This is a genomic window from Streptomyces sp. NPDC047117, assembly GCF_040643545.1.
In the GTDB taxonomy this organism is placed as follows: Bacteria; Actinomycetota; Actinomycetes; order Streptomycetales; family Streptomycetaceae; genus Streptomyces.
Map to the genome: position 1 here is coordinate 400,798 of NZ_JBEYUN010000008.1, position 15,655 is coordinate 416,452.

The 15,655-nt window shown below is 74.3% G+C and carries 16 protein-coding genes; 10 read left to right on the forward strand and 6 right to left on the reverse strand.

Annotated elements, in window-relative coordinates; all coding sequences use genetic code 11:
• Nucleotides 1-36: 36 nt before the first annotated feature.
• The 4 genes from ABZ840_RS18550 to ABZ840_RS18565 form a co-directional block, all read right to left on the reverse strand.
• Nucleotides 37-714 (reverse strand): response regulator transcription factor, encoded by a 678-nt coding sequence (locus tag ABZ840_RS18550; RefSeq protein WP_361560854.1) that lies wholly within the window; start codon nt 712-714, stop codon nt 37-39.
• Entirely contained in the window at nt 711-2,000 is a 1,290-nt protein-coding gene (locus tag ABZ840_RS18555) for a sensor histidine kinase (protein ID WP_361560856.1), read from the reverse strand. Before ABZ840_RS18555 ends, ABZ840_RS18550 begins: the two co-directional genes overlap by 4 nt.
• Before the next feature lie 153 nt (nt 2,001-2,153).
• Complete coding sequence (locus ABZ840_RS18560) at nt 2,154-2,432, reverse strand: hypothetical protein (protein WP_361560858.1); 279 nt, start codon at nt 2,430-2,432, stop codon at nt 2,154-2,156.
• A 54-nt stretch (nt 2,433-2,486) separates the two neighbouring features.
• Entirely contained in the window at nt 2,487-3,287 is an 801-nt protein-coding gene (locus ABZ840_RS18565; protein ID WP_361560860.1) for a PspA/IM30 family protein, read from the reverse strand.
• Between the two features lie 254 nt (nt 3,288-3,541).
• Here ABZ840_RS18565 and ABZ840_RS18570 point away from each other — a divergent pair, with 254 nt between their 5' ends.
• Together ABZ840_RS18570 and ABZ840_RS18575 are read left to right on the forward strand one after the other, a co-directional pair.
• A complete protein-coding gene (locus ABZ840_RS18570; protein WP_361560862.1) occupies nt 3,542-4,141 on the forward strand; it encodes a DUF3043 domain-containing protein in 600 nt (199 codons plus the stop codon).
• Between the two features lie 86 nt (nt 4,142-4,227).
• A complete protein-coding gene (locus tag ABZ840_RS18575; protein WP_361560864.1) occupies nt 4,228-4,935 on the forward strand; it encodes a methyltransferase domain-containing protein in 708 nt (235 codons plus the stop codon).
• A 64-nt stretch (nt 4,936-4,999) separates the two neighbouring features.
• Here ABZ840_RS18575 and ABZ840_RS18580 read toward each other — a convergent pair whose 3' ends face one another.
• Nucleotides 5,000-5,236, reverse strand: a complete 237-nt coding sequence (locus ABZ840_RS18580) for a hypothetical protein (RefSeq protein WP_361560935.1) — start codon at nt 5,234-5,236, stop codon at nt 5,000-5,002.
• A gap of 173 nt (nt 5,237-5,409) precedes the next feature.
• On the opposite strand from ABZ840_RS18580, the gene ABZ840_RS18585 reads away from it, so the two are divergent.
• The 5 genes from ABZ840_RS18585 (at nt 5,410) to ABZ840_RS18605 (ending at nt 10,056) form a co-directional block, all read left to right on the forward strand.
• Complete coding sequence (locus tag ABZ840_RS18585) at nt 5,410-6,645, forward strand: bifunctional adenosylcobinamide kinase/adenosylcobinamide-phosphate guanylyltransferase (RefSeq protein ID WP_361560866.1); 1,236 nt, start codon at nt 5,410-5,412, stop codon at nt 6,643-6,645.
• A 63-nt stretch (nt 6,646-6,708) separates the two neighbouring features.
• Complete coding sequence (locus ABZ840_RS18590; RefSeq protein WP_361560868.1) at nt 6,709-7,197, forward strand: hypothetical protein; 489 nt, start codon at nt 6,709-6,711, stop codon at nt 7,195-7,197.
• Nucleotides 7,198-7,264: 67 nt separating this feature from the next.
• On the forward strand, nt 7,265-8,353 hold the full coding sequence (locus ABZ840_RS18595; protein ID WP_361560870.1) for a nicotinate-nucleotide--dimethylbenzimidazole phosphoribosyltransferase: 1,089 nt from the start codon (nt 7,265-7,267) through the stop codon (nt 8,351-8,353).
• A 158-nt stretch (nt 8,354-8,511) separates the two neighbouring features.
• Nucleotides 8,512-9,231, forward strand: coding sequence for a hypothetical protein (locus tag ABZ840_RS18600; RefSeq protein ID WP_361560937.1), 720 nt, complete (start codon nt 8,512-8,514; stop codon nt 9,229-9,231).
• A gap of 9 nt (nt 9,232-9,240) precedes the next feature.
• Nucleotides 9,241-10,056 (forward strand): adenosylcobinamide-GDP ribazoletransferase, encoded by an 816-nt coding sequence (locus tag ABZ840_RS18605; protein ID WP_361560871.1) that lies wholly within the window; start codon nt 9,241-9,243, stop codon nt 10,054-10,056.
• Between the two features lie 17 nt (nt 10,057-10,073).
• Here the strand turns inward: ABZ840_RS18605 and ABZ840_RS18610 are convergent, their stop codons facing one another.
• Nucleotides 10,074-10,940 (reverse strand): endo alpha-1,4 polygalactosaminidase, encoded by an 867-nt coding sequence (locus ABZ840_RS18610; protein ID WP_361560872.1) that lies wholly within the window; start codon nt 10,938-10,940, stop codon nt 10,074-10,076.
• A gap of 316 nt (nt 10,941-11,256) precedes the next feature.
• Between ABZ840_RS18610 and ABZ840_RS18615 the strand changes: the two genes are divergently transcribed.
• The 3 genes from ABZ840_RS18615 to sucB all read left to right on the forward strand — a co-directional run.
• Complete coding sequence (locus ABZ840_RS18615) at nt 11,257-12,786, forward strand: leucyl aminopeptidase (RefSeq protein ID WP_361560874.1); 1,530 nt, start codon at nt 11,257-11,259, stop codon at nt 12,784-12,786.
• Nucleotides 12,787-13,091: 305 nt separating this feature from the next.
• Nucleotides 13,092-14,480, forward strand: coding sequence for a dihydrolipoyl dehydrogenase (lpdA, locus tag ABZ840_RS18620; protein ID WP_361560875.1), 1,389 nt, complete (start codon nt 13,092-13,094; stop codon nt 14,478-14,480).
• 54 nt (nt 14,481-14,534) lie between these two features.
• On the forward strand, nt 14,535-15,655 hold a 1,121-nt coding region (gene sucB / locus ABZ840_RS18625; RefSeq protein WP_361560877.1), incomplete at its 3' end, for a 2-oxoglutarate dehydrogenase, E2 component, dihydrolipoamide succinyltransferase.

Here is a 15,655-nt window from a genome sequence, read left to right on the forward strand (position 1 = left end):
GTACCGCGTCCGCAGTACGCCCCGCTCCACCCGCTGCTACACCCGCGGGCGGACGAGTCCGGTTTGGTACGCAATGACCACCAGCTGGGCCCGGTCGCGGGCGCCCAGCTTGGCCATCGCGCGGTTCACGTGCGTCTTGACGGTCAGCGGGCTGACGGACAGCCGCTCGGCGATCTCGTCGTTGGACAGCCCGCCCGCGACCAGCACCAGCACCTCGCGCTCCCGGCCGGTCAGCGTCGCCAGCCGCTCGGTGTCCGGCCCCGCCGCGCCGTCCTCGCCGTCGCCCTGGGCGAGGAACCGGGCGATCAGCCCTTTCGTGGCCACCGGGGACAGCAGCGCCTCCCCGGCCGCCGCGACCCGGATGGCGCTGAGCAGCTCGTCCGGCTCGGCGCCCTTGCCGAGGAAGCCGCTGGCGCCCGCCCGGAGCGCCTGCACCACGTAGTCGTCGACCTCGAAGGTCGTCAGGATCACCACGCGCACCCCGGCCAGCTCCGGGTCCTCGCTGATCATGCGGGTGGCGGCCAGCCCGTCCACGCCGGGCATCCGGATGTCCATCAGGACCACGTCGGGCGCCGTGGCCCGGCTCAGCTCGTACGCCTCGGCGCCGTCCGACGCCTCGGCCACCACCCGCATCCCGGGCTCGGAGTCCACCAGCACCTTGAACGCGCTGCGCAGCAGCGCCTGGTCGTCCGCGAGCAGCACCTTGATCGTCATGTCGTCTCCCCCGTGCGTGCGGACTGCAGCGGCAGCCGTACCCGTACCTTGAATCCACCGGCCGGGCGCGGCCCGGTCTCCACCGAGCCGCGCAGCGCCGCGACCCGCTCCCGCATCCCGATCAGGCCGTGCCCGCCGCCGTCCGTACGGTCCGCGGGCTCCTGCTGTTCACCGGGGCGCGGCCGGGGCCGGGCGGGTCCGCCGCCGCCGTCGTCCAGCACCGTCAGCGTCAGCGCCTCGGCCGAGCGGACGATGCGCACCGTGGCGCGTGCGCCCTCCCCCGCGTGCTTGTGCACGTTGGTCAGCGCCTCCTGGACGATGCGGTACGCGGTCAGGTCCACGGAGGCGGGCAGGCCCTCCGGGCTGCCGGGCGGTAGCTCCAGTTCGACGGGGAGCCCGGCGCGTACGAACCCGTCGATCAGCTGGTCGAGGACGCCGAGCCCTGGGGCCGGTTCGGTGGGGGCCTGCGGGTCGTCGGACTGGCGCAGCAGGCCGACCGTGGCGCGCAGCTCCTCCAGCGCCGAGCGGGACGCCTCACGGACGTGGGCGAGGGCCTGCTTGGCCTGGTCGGGGCGGCTGTCCATGACGTGCGAGGCGACCCCGGCCTGCACGTTGACCAGCGCGATGTGGTGCGCGACGACGTCGTGCAGCTCGCGCGCGATGCGCATGCGCTCCTCGGCGACCCGGCGCCCGGCCTCCTCCTCGCGGGTGCGTTCGGCCCGCTCGGCGCGCTCCCTGATCGCGTCGACGAAGGCGCGGCGGCTGCGGACCGCGTCGCCGGCCGCGGCCGCCATGCCGGTCCACGCGAAGATCGCCAGGTTCTCCTGGGCGTACCAGGGGCGGGTGCTGGTGAGCATGGCGGCGGCGGTGAGCACCAGCACGGTGAGCGCGCCGATCCGCCAGGTGGTGGGGCGGTCGGTGCGGGCGGCGACGGTGAAGACCGCGATGACCGAGGCGGCGGCTACCGGGCCGCGCGGCTCGCTGGTGGAGGTCACCAGCTCTGCCAGCGTCATGGCGCCCGTGAAGGCGAGGACGGTGCGCGGGTACCGGCGGCGCAGCACCAGCGCGCCGCAGGCCAGCGTGGCGAGGAGGACCGTGGACGCCTCCAGCGGCCGGTCGCCGAAGCGCGGCCCGTACCGGCCGTGCGGGCCGGCGGCGGCGCCGGTCAGGATCACCGCGAGCACGGCCGCCGCCAGGACCGCGTCGAGCGCGACGGGGTGGGCGCGGAGCCGGGCGAGCAGCGCGGGCCCGGGCCGCGTGCCCTGTCCGGTGGCGAGGGGAGTCACGAGGAGAAACGGTAGCGCCCCGGTCACCGGCCGCTGCCCGCCGAGGGTGTCGGCGGGCGGCGGGAACGGTGTCCGGGGCGCTGCCCTGCTGGAAGAAGCCGGGCGGTCGCGGTCCCGTACGGGACGGGGCCGGATCGCCGGGGCCGGGCCGGGTCAGCCCGGGATGAGGCCGTCGTCGCTGAGCATCTGGCGGACCTCGTCGAGGGTGGCGTCGGGGGCGGGGAGGATCAGCTCCGAGGGCTCCAGGGAGTCGTCGGGCAGCGGCTCGCCCAGCCGGCGCACCGCGTCGAGCAGCGCGCCCAGGGTCCGCCGGAAGCCGTCCTGATCGCCGCTCTCCATTTCGTCGAGCAGCTCGTCGTCCAGCTTGTTCAGCTCGACGAAGTGGCTGTCCTCGACCTTTACCTGCCCCTCGCCCATGATCCGTACGATCATGACGTCTCCTCTGGTCCGGTCCGGCGTCCCGACGAGGCTATCCGCGTCCGCCGGTCACTGCTTGTCGAAGCGCGGCTGGTCCTGCTGCGGGGCCTGCCGGTCCTGGCCGCCCTGCCCCCCTTCGATGGCCTGCTGGCCCGCGGAGGAGCCCCCGGCCAGCTCGGCCTTCATGCGCTGCAGCTCCAGCTCGACGTCGCCGCCGCCGGAGATCCGGTCCAGCTCGGCCGTGAGGTCGTCCTTGGCCATGCCGGTCGGGTCGTCCAGCGCGCCGGACGCCAGCAGCTCGTCGATCGCACCGGCCCGGGCCTGCATCTGCGCGGTGCGGTCCTCGGCACGCTGCACGGCCAGGCCCACGTCGCCCATCTCCTCGGAGATGCCGGAGACGGCTTCGCCGATCCGGGTCTGCGCCTGGGCCGCGGTGTAGGTGGCCTTGATGGTCTCCTTCTTCGTACGGAAGGCGTCCACCTTGGCCTGGAGGCGCTGCGCCGCGAGGGTGAGCTTCTCCTCCTCGCCCTGCAGCGTCCGGTGCTGCGTCTCCAGGTCGGTGACCTGCTGCTGCAGGGCCTGACGGCGGGAGAGCGCCTCGCGGGCCAGGTCCTCGCGGCCGAGCGCGAGCGCCTTGCGGCCCTGGTCCTCCAGCTTGGAGGACTGGCCCTGGAGCTGGTTGAGCTGGAGCTCCAGGCGCTTGCGGGACGTCGCGACGTCCGCGACGCCGCGCCGCACCTTCTGGAGCAGCTCCAGCTGCTTCTGGTAGGAGTAGTCGAGGGTCTCGCGCGGATCCTCGGCCCGGTCCAGGGCCTTGTTGGCCTTCGCGCGGAAGATCATCCCCATCCGCTTCATGACACCGTCGCTCATGGGCCTCGCGCGCCCCCTTCTCACCGAGTTACTTCGGGCTTCCGGCTCCAGCACATCTACAGACCCCACAGTACGGGCCCCGGTTCCATTACCGCACTGGTTGGACCCGGATGTGCTCCTCCTGCAGGACGATCACGCAGCTCCTTTTCTCAGGCGCAGGGAGTAGGCGTAGTACGTGTACCCGCCCCGGCCGTTGCCGGATCGTTCCCCTCGGGCTCTGGCTCACGGAGGGCGACCGCGTACCCTTGGGTTCTGTGTTCCGAAGCCGTTCGAAGGAAGAGCAGGCCGCGACCTCCAAGGTGACCGCGGACCAGCCCCAGCAGCCCCGCGACCCGCAGGCCCCCAAGGGCCGCCCGACGCCCAAGCGCAGTCAGGCGCAGTCCCAGCGCCGTTCCCGCGCGCAGTCGGCGCCGGCCAACCGCAAGGAGGCCGTCAAGGCCCAGCGGGAGGCACGCCGCGCCGACATGGCCAAGCAGCGCGAAGCGCTGGCCAACGGTGACGAGCGGTACCTCCCCGTACGGGACAAGGGACCCGTCCGCCGTTTCGCGCGCGACTACGTCGACTCGCGCTGGTGCGTCGCGGAGTTCTTCCTCCCGGTGGCCGTGATCATCCTCGTGCTGACCATGGTCCGGGTGCCGCAGATCCAGAGCATCGCGCTCATCCTGTGGCTGGTCGTGATCCTGCTGATCGTGCTGGACTCGATCGTCGTGTGGACCGGCCTGACCAAGCGCCTCAAGCAGCGGTTCCCGAACGAGAACCTCAAGGGCGTCAAGCCCTACGCCCTGATGCGCACCCTCCAGATGCGTCGACTGCGGCTGCCCAAGCCGCAGGTCAAGCGGGGAGAACGGCCCTGAGCACCGGTTCTTCCGGCTTTGCCGGAGGGGCCGAGCCCTGGCTCGACGAGCTGGGGGGAATCCGGAACACCGTCCGGCAGGAGCTGGTGGCCCGGCAGCTGGAGGAGCAGATCTCCGCACGGTTCCCGGTGGGCCAGCGGCTGCGCGTCCTGGACGTCGGCCTCGGCCAGGGCACCCAGGCGCTGCGCCTGGCCCGCGCCGGGCACAAGGTCACCGGCCTGGAGTCGGACCCGAAGATGCTCGCCGCGGCCCGCGCCACGCTGGCCGGCGAGCCGGCCGGCATCCAGGAGCGGGTCCGGCTGATCGAGGGCGACGGCCGGGAGACCGGCGTGCACTTCCTGCCCGGCACCTTCGACGTGGTGCTCTGCCACGGCGTCCTGATGTACGTCGAGGAGCCCGACCCGATGCTGGCCGGGCTCGCCCGGGTGCTGGCGCCCGGCGGCCTGCTCTCCGTCCTGGTGCGCAACGCCGACGCGCTGGCGCTGCGCTCCGGGATGTCCGGCGACTGGGACACGGCGCTGTCGGCCTTCGACTCGCCGCGCTACAAGAACCGGCTCGGCCTCAGCGTGCGCGCCGACCGGCTGGCGGCGCTCACCACCACCCTCGCGGGCATCGGCGCCCCGCTGCACGCCTGGTACGGCGTACGGCTCTTCACCGACCTCGCGGCCGACGACGCGGTGCCGCCGCCCGTCGAGGAGCTGACCCGGCTGCTGGCCGCCGAGGAACGCGCCGGGCGCACCGACCCGTACCGCGCGGTGGCGGCCCTGCTGCACGTCTGCGGCGTACGCGGCTGACACACGGCGACGAGGGGCGGCGGGCCCGGAAGCCCGCCGCCCCTCGTCCGTGCCGTCAGGGCGCTCAGGCCTCGGCGGCCTCCGCGCCCTCACTGTCCTCGGCGTGCAGGCTCATCGGGCCGTAGATCTTCTTCCCGTCCTCGAACAGGGTCGCCTGGTCGACGCCGCAGTCCACGAGCGACTTGAAATACTCGCCGATCCAGGACTCCGCGTCCCCCTGCGTGGAGAAGTCCTCCGGGGGGTTCTCCCCCGGAGCGGCCTCCGTACCGTCGGCCTTCTCGAACCGCCACGTCCACGCCATGTCCGCCTCCTGGTCCCACCGGGTACGTGTTTGCTCGTGCTGGTGCCGTGCAGTGGTCATGCCCTGTTCTGCCGCTCAGGTGTCATGTCCTGTGGTACTGATCAGCAGCCTAACGGCCGTGTCGAGACGTCCCCCCGCGCGCCCGGCGGCCGCGGACAGGAGAAAATCGGCGCGTGGAACTGACACTGCTCGGCACCGGCGCCCCCGAGGGGCTGCCCCGCCCCGGCTGCCCCTGCGCCTCCTGCGCCGGCGCCACGGGCGGCGCGGCGCGGGCGGCGACCGCACTGCTCCTGGACGGCGCACTGCTCCTCGACCTCACCCCGGGGGCCGCCTTCGCCGCGGCCCGCGCGGGCCAGTCGCTCACGGGGGTACGCCAAGTGCTCCTGACGCACCCGCACGAGGGACCCGCCGTCGAGGTCCCGACCGGCATCCCCCAGCCGGGCCGGGTTGCGGACGGGCGGGAGCTGGCGCTGCTGGACGGGCACCGGGTCCGGGCGGTGGCGGTGGACGTACCGGGCACCGGGTACGAGATCGGCGGCCCGTACGGCGAGCGGCTGCTGTACCTGCCGCCCGGCGCCGCGCCCGCCGGGGCCTCCGAGGGCAAGGGGCCCTACGAGATGGTCGTGCTGGACGTGCTCGGGCGGCCCGACGCGCTGGCCCGGCTGCGGGCGAGCGGCGCCGTGGACGCGGCGACCGACGTGCTCGCGGTGCACCTCGACCACGACACCCCGCCCGGCGCCGAGCTGCACCGGCGGCTGGCGGCGCTGGGCGCCCGCGCGGTGCCGGACGGCACGTCGCTGCTGGTCGGCGAGTACCACGCGGTGCCCGACCTGCCGCGCAGGACGCTGGTGCTGGGCGGCGCGCGCAGCGGCAAGTCCGTCGAGGCCGAGCGGCGGCTCGCGGCCTTCCCCGACGTGCTGTACGTCGCGACCGGCGGGCTGCGGAACGGCGACGAGGAGTGGGCGGCGCGGGTCTCCCTCCACCGCGAGCGCCGCCCGGCCTCCTGGCGGACCGCCGAGACCTGCGACCTGGTGCCCCTGCTGGCGGGCGAGGACGAGGCCGGGGAGGAGCCCGCGGAGAAGACCGCCGCCTCCCCGCTGCTGATCGACTGCCTGTCCCTGTGGCTGACGCACGCCATGGACGACGTCGGCGCCTGGGACGACGAGACCTGGGCGGGCGGCGGCGAACGGGCGCTGCGGGCGCGGACGGACGAGCTGGTGGCCGCGGTGCGCGCCACCCGCAGGCCGCTGGTCGCGGTCAGCAACGAGGTCGGCTCCGGGGTGGTGCCCGCGACCCCCGCCGGGCGCCGCTTCCGGGACGAACTGGGCCGCCTGAACGCCGCGTTCGCCGCCGAGTGCGAGCACGTCCTGCTGGTCGTCGCGGGGCAGGCCATTACGCTGCGCGGGTGACGCGCGCGGGCGCCCGCCCGTGTCCCGCTTGCCGGACGGCGCTCCGTACCGTCATCTGACGCCATGACACCGTCCCGCGGCGGCATGGCACCGCCCTCCGACGGCGGCCGGTTCGACGACGCGGTCCGCCGGTATCTGCGCGACCGCCCGCAGGCCACGGTCGTGGCGCTCGGCGAGGGCCTGGACCCCGGCTTCTGGCGGGTGGACAACGGACAGCTGCGCTGGCTGACCGTCGAGGAGCCGGCGACCGCGGCGCTGCGCCGGATGCTGCTGCCGGACGGGCCGAGGTGGCGCACCCTCACCGGGCGGCCCGCCGGGCCCCATTGGCCCGCCGCCGTCGCCCGTCCCGCGCTCGGCGTCCTGGTGCTCGCCTTCGGGCCGCCCGCCGCCGATGTGCTGCACGAGCTGTGCGCGCTGTGCGCCCGCCGGCTGCCCGGCGCGACGCTGCTGCTGGACGCGCCGCTCGAACGCCTCGCGGCCGCCGGCCGGCCGGGCCGCGCCAGGCCGCCGCGGCGGACCGCGGCGCCGGCCCCCACCGAATTCCACTTCTGAGGCCGCCGCCCGCCCCGGCACCGACCGCCCGCGCACCGAACGGCGCGTTGCCGGTAACCTGCGCCGAATGAGCGCCCTGAACCTCGATGACTTCGCGAACCTGATCGAGCGTCCCGACGGCGGCCGGCGCCGGGACGCCGAGGAGCGGCGGGAGCGCCGCCTCGTCCAGCCGGCCGCGCTGGGCCGCCTCGACGAGCTGGGCGACTGGCTGGCCGCCGTGCAGCAGCAGGTCCCGGTCCGGCCCCTGGACCGGGTCCGTACGGTGCTGTTCGCGGGCGACCACGGCGTGGCGGAGCTGGGCGTCTCCGGGCGCGCGGCCGGCAGCGCCGCCGACCTGGCGCGCGCCGTACTGGACGGGACGAGCCCGGCGGCGGTCCTGGCCCGCCGGTTCGGTGCCGCGCCGCGCGTGGTCGACATGGCGCTGGACTGCGACGCCGAGGAGCTGCCCGAGGACGTCACCAAGCACCGGGTGCGCCGCGGCTCGGGCCGGATCGACATCGAGGACGCGCTGACCGCGGAGGAGGCCGAGCAGGCGTTCCGCGCGGGCATGGCGATCGCCGACGAGGAGGCGGACGCCGGTACGGATCTGGTGGTGCTCGGCGACCTGAGCGTGGGCGGCACCACGGCGGCGGGCACGCTGATCGCCGCACTGTGCGGCACGGACGCCTCGGTGGTCACGGGCCGCGGCGGCGCGGGCATCGACGACCTGGCCTGGATGCGCAAGTGCGCGGCGATCCGCGACGCGCTGCGCCGGGCCCGCCCGGTCCTCGGCGACCAGCTCGCGCTGCTGGCCGCCACCGGCGGCGCCGACCTCACCGCGGCCACCGGCTTCCTGCTGCAGAGCGCGGTCCGGCGGACGCCGGTGATCCTGGACGGCGTGGTCTCGGCGGCGTGCGCGCTGGTGGCGCAGCGGATCGCGTTCCGCGCGCCGGACTGGTGGCTGGCCGGCCAGGCCAGCGGCGAGCCCGCGCAGGCCAAGGCGCTGGACCGGATCGCGCTCACGCCGCTGCTCGACCACGGCGTGACCGCCGGCGAGGGCACCGGCGCCCTGCTGGCCCTTCCCCTGGTCCAGGCGGCGGCGTCGCTGGCGGCCGAGCTGCCGGTACGGGAGCCCGCGGCCGAGGAGGCACCGGAGAAGGACGCCGCTGAGGGCTGATGCGCCGGGCCGGCGCGGCGGCCGAGGCGGAGATCACTCGGCCGCCGGGTGAACTTCCGGCCGCGCGGACGGGTCTACAGAGACGGTGCGCGGCCGGCGCGCACCCGGTGCCGCCGACGGGGCGGGCGCCGCCTGTCCTCACCCCCTGGCGGTGTCCCATCGAATCGCACTTCCGCGCCCGTGCGAGAAGCGCCGCGCGTGCCGAGTGGGGCCCGCTGCTGGCGGCCGTGCGGGAGGCACGGGCCGGCCGGACGTGGCGGGCCGTCCCGATGACGCTCGCCGCCGTGGCCCTCACCGCGTTCTGCCAGCTCGCGCAGAACCAGCACTGGGGCTACGGGATCATCCAGCAGCTGGGCTGCGTCCGCGCCGCCGACCCGCTGTGGGTGGCCCTGCTGCGGACGCCGCTGTCCCTGTTCGTACCGGCCCTGGACCTGCCGGTGTGGGGCGCGCTCGCACAGATCCTGGTGGTCTTCGGGATCGCGGAGCTCGTCCTGGGCCGCCGCCGGACGCTGCTGATCGCGTACACGGCGTCGCTGGCAGGCACGCTGTACGCGCGCCTCGGCGTGGCCATCGGCCCCGGCTTCCCCCTCGGGCTGCCCGCCGCCGACGCGCAGGTCGTCGACACCGGCCCGTCGGCGGCCGTGGTCGGCCTCGCCATGGCGGTGTGCTGGCGCCACCGGGCGTGGCTGACCGGCGCGCTGGTCGCGGCCCTGATGATCGCCGAGGTCCTCGTGAAGGCCAACCTCGCGGGCAAGGAGCACCTCGCGGCCATCGTGGCGGTGCTCGCGCTGTGCGGTGCCGCGGAACTCCGGCGGCAGGCCGGGTACGGCCGGGTACGGGCCGCCCCGGACGGCGAGGGGGCATGGGAGCCGGGTTAGCCTGCCGCGATGAGCGCCACCCCCACCGACTCCCCCGCCGGCCCCCCGACCGTCGCCGACGCGCTGCGGTTCGCCTTCGGGACGCTGACCGTGCTGCCCGTACGGCTGACCCGCTGGGACCGGGCGACGGCCCGCGGCGGGATGCTCTGCGCGCCGGTCGCCGGGCTGGTCGTCGGGGTGTGCGCGGCGGCGCTCGGCACGGTCCTGCTCCTGCTCGGCGGCGGCCCGCTGCTGGCGGCCGTCGGCACGGTCGCGGTGCCCGCGGCGCTCACCCGCGGCCTGCACCTGGACGGGCTCGCGGACACCGCCGACGGGCTGGGCAGCGGCAAGCCGGCGGCGGACGCGCTGCGCATCATGAAGCAGTCCGACATCGGCCCGTTCGGCGTGCTCGTCCTGCTGCTGGCCCTGCTCGCGCAGGTCGCCGCCGTGTACGAGCTGTACGCGGCCGGCTGGTCCGCGGGCGCGGTGGCGGCGGTGGCCGGGGCGGTCACCGCCCGCCTGGCCCTCACCCTCGCCTCCCGCACCGGCGTACCGGCGGCCCGCCCGGAGGGGCTGGGGGCCGCGGTCGCCGGGACGGTCTCCCCGCGGGCGGCCGCCGTCGCGGGCGTCCTGGCGACCGCCGTGGCGGCGGCTGCCGGATACGGGGCGTACGGCGGGGCCCTCGGGGCGCTGCACGTCGTGCTCGCGGTGGTTCTCGGCCTGGGCGCCGCCGAGCTGCTGCTGCGGCACTGCCGGCGGCGGCTCGGCGGCGTGACCGGGGACGTCTTCGGCGGGCTGGCGGAGACCGCCGGGCTGGTGACGGTCGTGGTGCTGGCCCTCGGCTGACGCCCCGGCTCAGCCGGTCAGCAGGTGCGCCGCCAGGCCGTCAGGTCCATCTCCTTCTCCAGCGAGCTGAGCTTCAGCTTCCGGGAGGTGGCGCAGAAGCGGTCCGTCGGCAGCTCGTACTCCACGTGGAAGACGGCCTTGCCCGCGCGGATGAACGGGGTGAGCCGGTCGCACTCGCCGTACTGCGCGCACTGCTCGTTCACCGCGAAGTCGAAGTCCTTCACCAGCTGCGGGATCTGGTCGAGATCGTTCTTCAGGCCGACCGCCATGCCGCGCTCGTGCGCGAGCCGGGCCACCATGCGGTTGAACCTCAGCTGGTCGGCGGCGGTGAGGGGGAAGCCGGAGCGGTTCGCGTAGCCGTCGACGTTGTCCGGCTCGATCGCGTCGTAGCCCCGGTCGCGGCACATGTCGAAGCGCTTCGCGAGCAGCGGCTCCAGGACGTCGAGCTTCCTGATGTCCAGCCAGCGCTCGCCCTTCCAGCCGTTGGACCGGCCGATGACGGACTTCGGGAAGTCACCGGCGTCGGGCCGCCAGTCCTCCCAGGCGCCGACGCTGAGGTAGCAGATCACCTTGCGGCCGTCGCGGTGCAGCCCCGCGACGGTGGCCTTGCCGTGGTCGAAGCCCTCGATGTCGTAGACGGGCGCGTCGACACCGCGGTCGAGCCGGCCGGTCAGCTGCCACTGCCAGTCCGTACCGGGCTTCGGCTGCCACCGCTCCCCCGCCGCCCCTTCCTTCGTGCCGTCTCCCCCGTCTTCCCCGCCCCCGGACGGCGCCGGGCCGCAGGCCGTGGCGAGGGCGAGCACCAGGCCCGCCACGCCGAGCAGGAGGGGCGCCCGGCGGAGGCGGCGGGGCAGCAGTCTTCGGGGGGAGGCCGGTCGTTCCACTGAGGGGTTCTCAACTTTCCTGTTGTGCAGCCGTGCGCGCGGGTGCGCGTCCGTCCTGGGGGACGGTGATCGGCGCCGGACGGTTGCCCCGGCACGGCGCCATGCCCTCCGGAGCAATTCGCCACAACACCCAGATGTCGCCCAAGTAACGGTAAAAACAAAAGAGTTCGTCACCGCGTACGGCATTTCGACCGGTCAGCCGGGGGAACGGGTATGGCAGCGCGCGGGACCGAGCAGGGCTCCCAAGCGTAGGCTCGGCGCCAGCGGCGCCACGAGCGCTCATGGATTCCCCGGACGGAACAGGACCTTCAATACCGTGACTGCACTGACCCTCAGTACTTCTTCCGCCGCCACGCTGCGCGCGGACGCCGTCGTCATCGGCCTGGCCAAGGGTGACAAGGGCCCCGTCCTGGCGCCCGGCGCCGACGCCGTGGACGCGGCCTTCGACGGCAAGCTGGCCGACGTCCTGGAGACCCTGGGCGCGAGCGGAGCCGAGGGCGAGGTGACCAAGGTCCCGGCCGGCTCCGGACTCAAGGCGCCGGTCGTGCTGGCGGTCGGCCTGGGCGAGGCACCGACCAAGGGCGAGGGGTACGACAACGAGGCGCTCCGCCGCGCCGCCGGTGCCGCGGCCCGCGCGCTGACCGGCACCAAGAAGGCCGCCTTCGCGCTGCCGGTCGAGGACGCCGACGCGGTGGCCGCGGTCTCCGAGGGCGCGCTCCTGGGCTCGTACAGCTTCACCGCCTACCGCAGCAACAACGACGCCAAGAAGGGCGCGGCCGACAAGTCCGCCCCGCTGGCCGACGTCGCCGTCCTGGGCGCCAAGCCGCGCGACAAGGCCCACAAGGCCGCCGCCGAGCGCGCGCAGGCCCTGGCCGCGGAGATCAACCGCGCCCGCGACCTGATCAACACCCCCTCCAACGGCCTCACCCCCAAGACCTTCGCCGCCGAGGCGCAGGCCGCGGGCAAGGAGTACGGCCTCAAGGTCGAGGTGCTGGACGAGAAGGCGCTGAAGAAGGGCGGCTACGGCGGCCTCATGGGCGTCGGCCAGGGCTCGGAGAACCCGCCCCGGCTCGTGAAGATCAGCCACACCCACGCCAAGGCCAAGAAGAACCTGGCACTGGTCGGCAAGGGCATCACCTACGACTCGGGCGGCATCTCCCTGAAGCCGGCCGGCCACAACGAGACGATGAAGTGCGACATGAGCGGCGCCGCCGCCGTCCTCGCCGCCGTCGTCACCGCGGCGCGGCTGGACCTCCCGGTCAACGTCACCGGCTGGCTCGCGCTGGCGGAGAACATGCCCTCCGGCTCGGCCACCCGCCCCGGCGACGTGCTGACCATGTACAGCGGCAAGACCGTCGAGGTCCTGAACACCGACGCCGAGGGCCGGCTCGTGCTGGCCGACGCGATCACCCGCGCCTCCGAGGAGACCCCGGACGCGATCGTCGACGTCGCGACGCTGACCGGCGCCATGGTGCTCGCCCTGGGCAACCGCACCTTCGGGATCATGGCCAACGACGACGCCTTCCGCACCTCCGTCCACGAGATCGCGACCGAGGTGGGCGAGCAGTCCTGGCCCATGCCGATGCCCGCCGAGCTGCGCAAGGGCATGGACTCCCCGGTCGCCGACATCGCGAACATGGGCGAGCGGATGGGCGGCGGCCTGGTCGCCGGCCTCTTCCTCCAGGAGTTCGTCGGCGAGGGCATCACCTGGGCGCACCTGGACATCGCGGGCCCGGCCTTCCACGAGGGCGCGCCGTACGGCTACACCCCCAAGGGCGGCACCGGCTCCGCGGTCCGCACCCTGGTCCGGCTGGCCGAGCGCACCGCGGCGGGCGACCTGCTCTGACCTGCGGCGCAGGACGATTTTCGGGAGGCCCCGGGCGCTGCGCCCGGGGCCTCCCGTGCGCGCGGACGCCAATGTTCGCTCTCGACGAAATCCGCACGGTCGTACGGCTGGGTACGCGGCCCGGGCAGCCGATCGGCGGGCCCTGAGCCCGGCCCGCCGTCCCGTCCGTGTTCAACAAGTGCGAAGATGGGGCCTGGCAGGACAGGGCCCCCCTTACCCAGGGCCGAAGTACTAGCGGCCGAACAACAGCCGCCGTCCGGTCATCGGAGACCGGCTCCGGCGTACCCATGCATGGAGGACGTGACGTGGCGAACGACGCCAGCACCGTTTTCGACCTAGTGATTCTCGGAGGCGGTAGCGGCGGCTACGCGGCTGCCCTGCGCGGTGCGCAGCTCGGCCTGGACGTCGCCCTGATCGAGAAGAACAAGCTCGGCGGCACCTGCCTGCACAACGGCTGCATCCCCACCAAGGCGCTGCTGCACGCCGGTGAGATCGCGGACCAGGCCCGTGAGGCCGCCCAGTTCGGTGTCAAGGCCTCCTTCGAGGGCATCGACATCGCCGGGGTCCACAAGTACAAGGACGAGGTCATCTCGGGCCTGTACAAGGGTCTGCAGGGCCTGGTCGCCTCGCGCAAGGTGACCTACATCGAGGGCGAGGGCCGGCTGTCCTCCCCCACCTCGGTCGACGTGAACGGCCAGACCGTCCAGGGCCGCCACATCCTGCTGGCGACCGGCTCCGTGCCGAAGTCGCTGCCGGGTCTGGAGATCGACGGCAACCGCATCATCTCCTCGGACCACGCGCTGACGCTGGACCGCGTGCCGGAGTCCGCGATCATCCTGGGCGGCGGCGTCATCGGCGTCGAGTTCGCCTCGGCGTGGAAGTCCTTCGGGACCGACGTCACGGTGATCGAGGGCCTGAAGCACCTCGTCCCGGTCGAGGACGAGAACAGCTCCAAGCTGCTGGAGCGTGCCTTCCGCAAGCGGGGCATCAAGTTCAACCTCGGCACCTTCTTCGAGAAGGCCGAGTACACCGACAACGGTGTGAAGGTCACCCTCGCCGACGGCAAGACCTTCGAGTCGGAGGTGCTGCTGGTCGCGATCGGCCGCGGCCCCGTCTCGCAGGGCCTCGGTTACGAGGAGGCCGGGGTCGCCATGGACCGCGGCTACGTCCTCGTCGACGAGTACATGCGGACGAACGTGGAGACCATCTCCGCGGTCGGCGACCTCGTTCCCACGCTCCAGCTCGCGCACGTCGGCTTCGCCGAGGGCATCCTGGTGGCGGAGCGGCTGGCCGGTCTGAAGACCGTGCCGATCGACTACGACGGCGTGCCGCGCGTGACGTACTGCCACCCGGAGGTCGCCTCCGTCGGTATCACCGAGGCGAAGGCCAAGGAGCTGTACGGCGCCGACAAGGTCGTCGCTCTGAAGTACAACCTCGCGGGCAACGGCAAGAGCAAGATCCTCAAGACCGCGGGCGAGATCAAGCTCGTCCAGGTCAAGGACGGTGCCGTGGTCGGCGTCCACATGGTCGGTGACCGTATGGGCGAGCAGGTCGGCGAGGCCCAGCTGGTCTACAACTGGGAGGCACTGCCGGCCGAGGTTGCGCAGCTCATCCACGCGCACCCCACGCAGAACGAGGCGCTCGGCGAGGCCCACCTGGCGCTGGCCGGCAAGCCCCTCCACTCCCACGACTGACCCCCAGTCCGGGCGCGACCACATCCGCACCATTCGTTAGGAGCAACAGAAACCATGGCGGTTTCCGTAACCCTTCCGGCGCTCGGCGAGAGCGTCACCGAGGGCACCGTCACCCGATGGCTCAAGGCCGAGGGTGAGCGCGTCGAGGCCGACGAGCCCCTGCTGGAGGTGTCGACCGACAAGGTCGACACCGAGATCCCCGCCCCCGCCGCCGGCGTTCTGGCGTCCATCAAGGTCGCCGAGGACGAGACCGTCGAGGTCGGCGCCGAGCTGGCCATCATCGACGACGGCTCCGGTGCCCCCGCCGAGGCCCCGGCCGCTGCCGAGGCCCCGGCCGAGCAGCCCGAGCCCGCCCCCGCTGCCGAGGCTCCGGCCCCGGCCGCCGAGGCCCCCGCGGCTCCCGCCGCCGGTGGCGCCGAGGGCACCGACGTCGTCCTGCCCGCGCTGGGCGAGTCGGTCACCGAGGGCACCGTCACCCGGTGGCTGAAGGAGGTCGGCGAGTCCGTCGAGGCCGACGAGCCGCTGCTCGAGGTCTCCACCGACAAGGTCGACACCGAGATCCCCGCCCCCGCTGCCGGCACCCTGCTGGAGATCGTGGTGGGCGAGGACGAGACCGCCGAGGTCGGCGCCAAGCTCGCCGTCATCGGTGCTGCCGGTGCTGCCCCCGCGGCCGCCCCGGCCCCGGCTGCTCCGGCGCCCGCCCCGGCGGCCGAGCAGCCCGCCCCGCAGGAGGCCCCGAAGCAGGAGGCGCCCAAGCAGGAGGCCCCGGCCCCCGCTCCGGCTCCGCAGGCCGCCCCGGCGCCGGCTCCGGCCCCCGCCGCGCAGCCCGCTCCGGTCACCCCGGCGGCCCCCGCCGGTGAGCCCGACGGTGCCTACGTCACCCCCCTGGTCCGCAAGCTGGCCCAGGAGAACGGCGTGAACCTGGCCTCGGTCCAGGGCACCGGCGTCGGTGGCCGCATCCGCAAGCAGGACGTCATCGCCGCCGCCGAGGCCGCGAAGACCGCTGCTCCGGCCGCTGCTGCGCCGGCCGCCTCCGCCGCGCCCAAGGCGCCGGCGCTGGAGGTCTCGCCGCTGCGTGGCCAGACCGTCAAGATGCCGCGGATGCGCAAGGTCATCGGCGACAACATGATGAAGGCCCTGCACGGCCAGGCGCAGCTGACCTCCGTGGTCGAGGT

What these genes read in the sequence shown, in the direction of transcription:
- ABZ840_RS18550 (WP_361560854.1), bottom strand. Translation starts at nt 714, where the DNA reads ATGACGATCAAGGTGCTGCTCGCGGACGACCAGGCGCTGCTGCGCAGC.
- ABZ840_RS18560 (WP_361560858.1), bottom strand. Translation starts at nt 2,432, where the DNA reads ATGATCGTACGGATCATGGGCGAGGGGCAGGTAAAGGTCGAGGACAGC.
- ABZ840_RS18565 (WP_361560860.1), bottom strand. Translation starts at nt 3,287, where the DNA reads ATGAGCGACGGTGTCATGAAGCGGATGGGGATGATCTTCCGCGCGAAG.
- ABZ840_RS18580 (WP_361560935.1), bottom strand. Translation starts at nt 5,236, where the DNA reads ATGGCGTGGACGTGGCGGTTCGAGAAGGCCGACGGTACGGAGGCCGCT.
- ABZ840_RS18590 (WP_361560868.1), top strand. Translation starts at nt 6,709, where the DNA reads ATGACACCGTCCCGCGGCGGCATGGCACCGCCCTCCGACGGCGGCCGG.
- ABZ840_RS18595 (WP_361560870.1), top strand. Translation starts at nt 7,265, where the DNA reads ATGAGCGCCCTGAACCTCGATGACTTCGCGAACCTGATCGAGCGTCCC.
- ABZ840_RS18605 (WP_361560871.1), top strand. Translation starts at nt 9,241, where the DNA reads ATGAGCGCCACCCCCACCGACTCCCCCGCCGGCCCCCCGACCGTCGCC.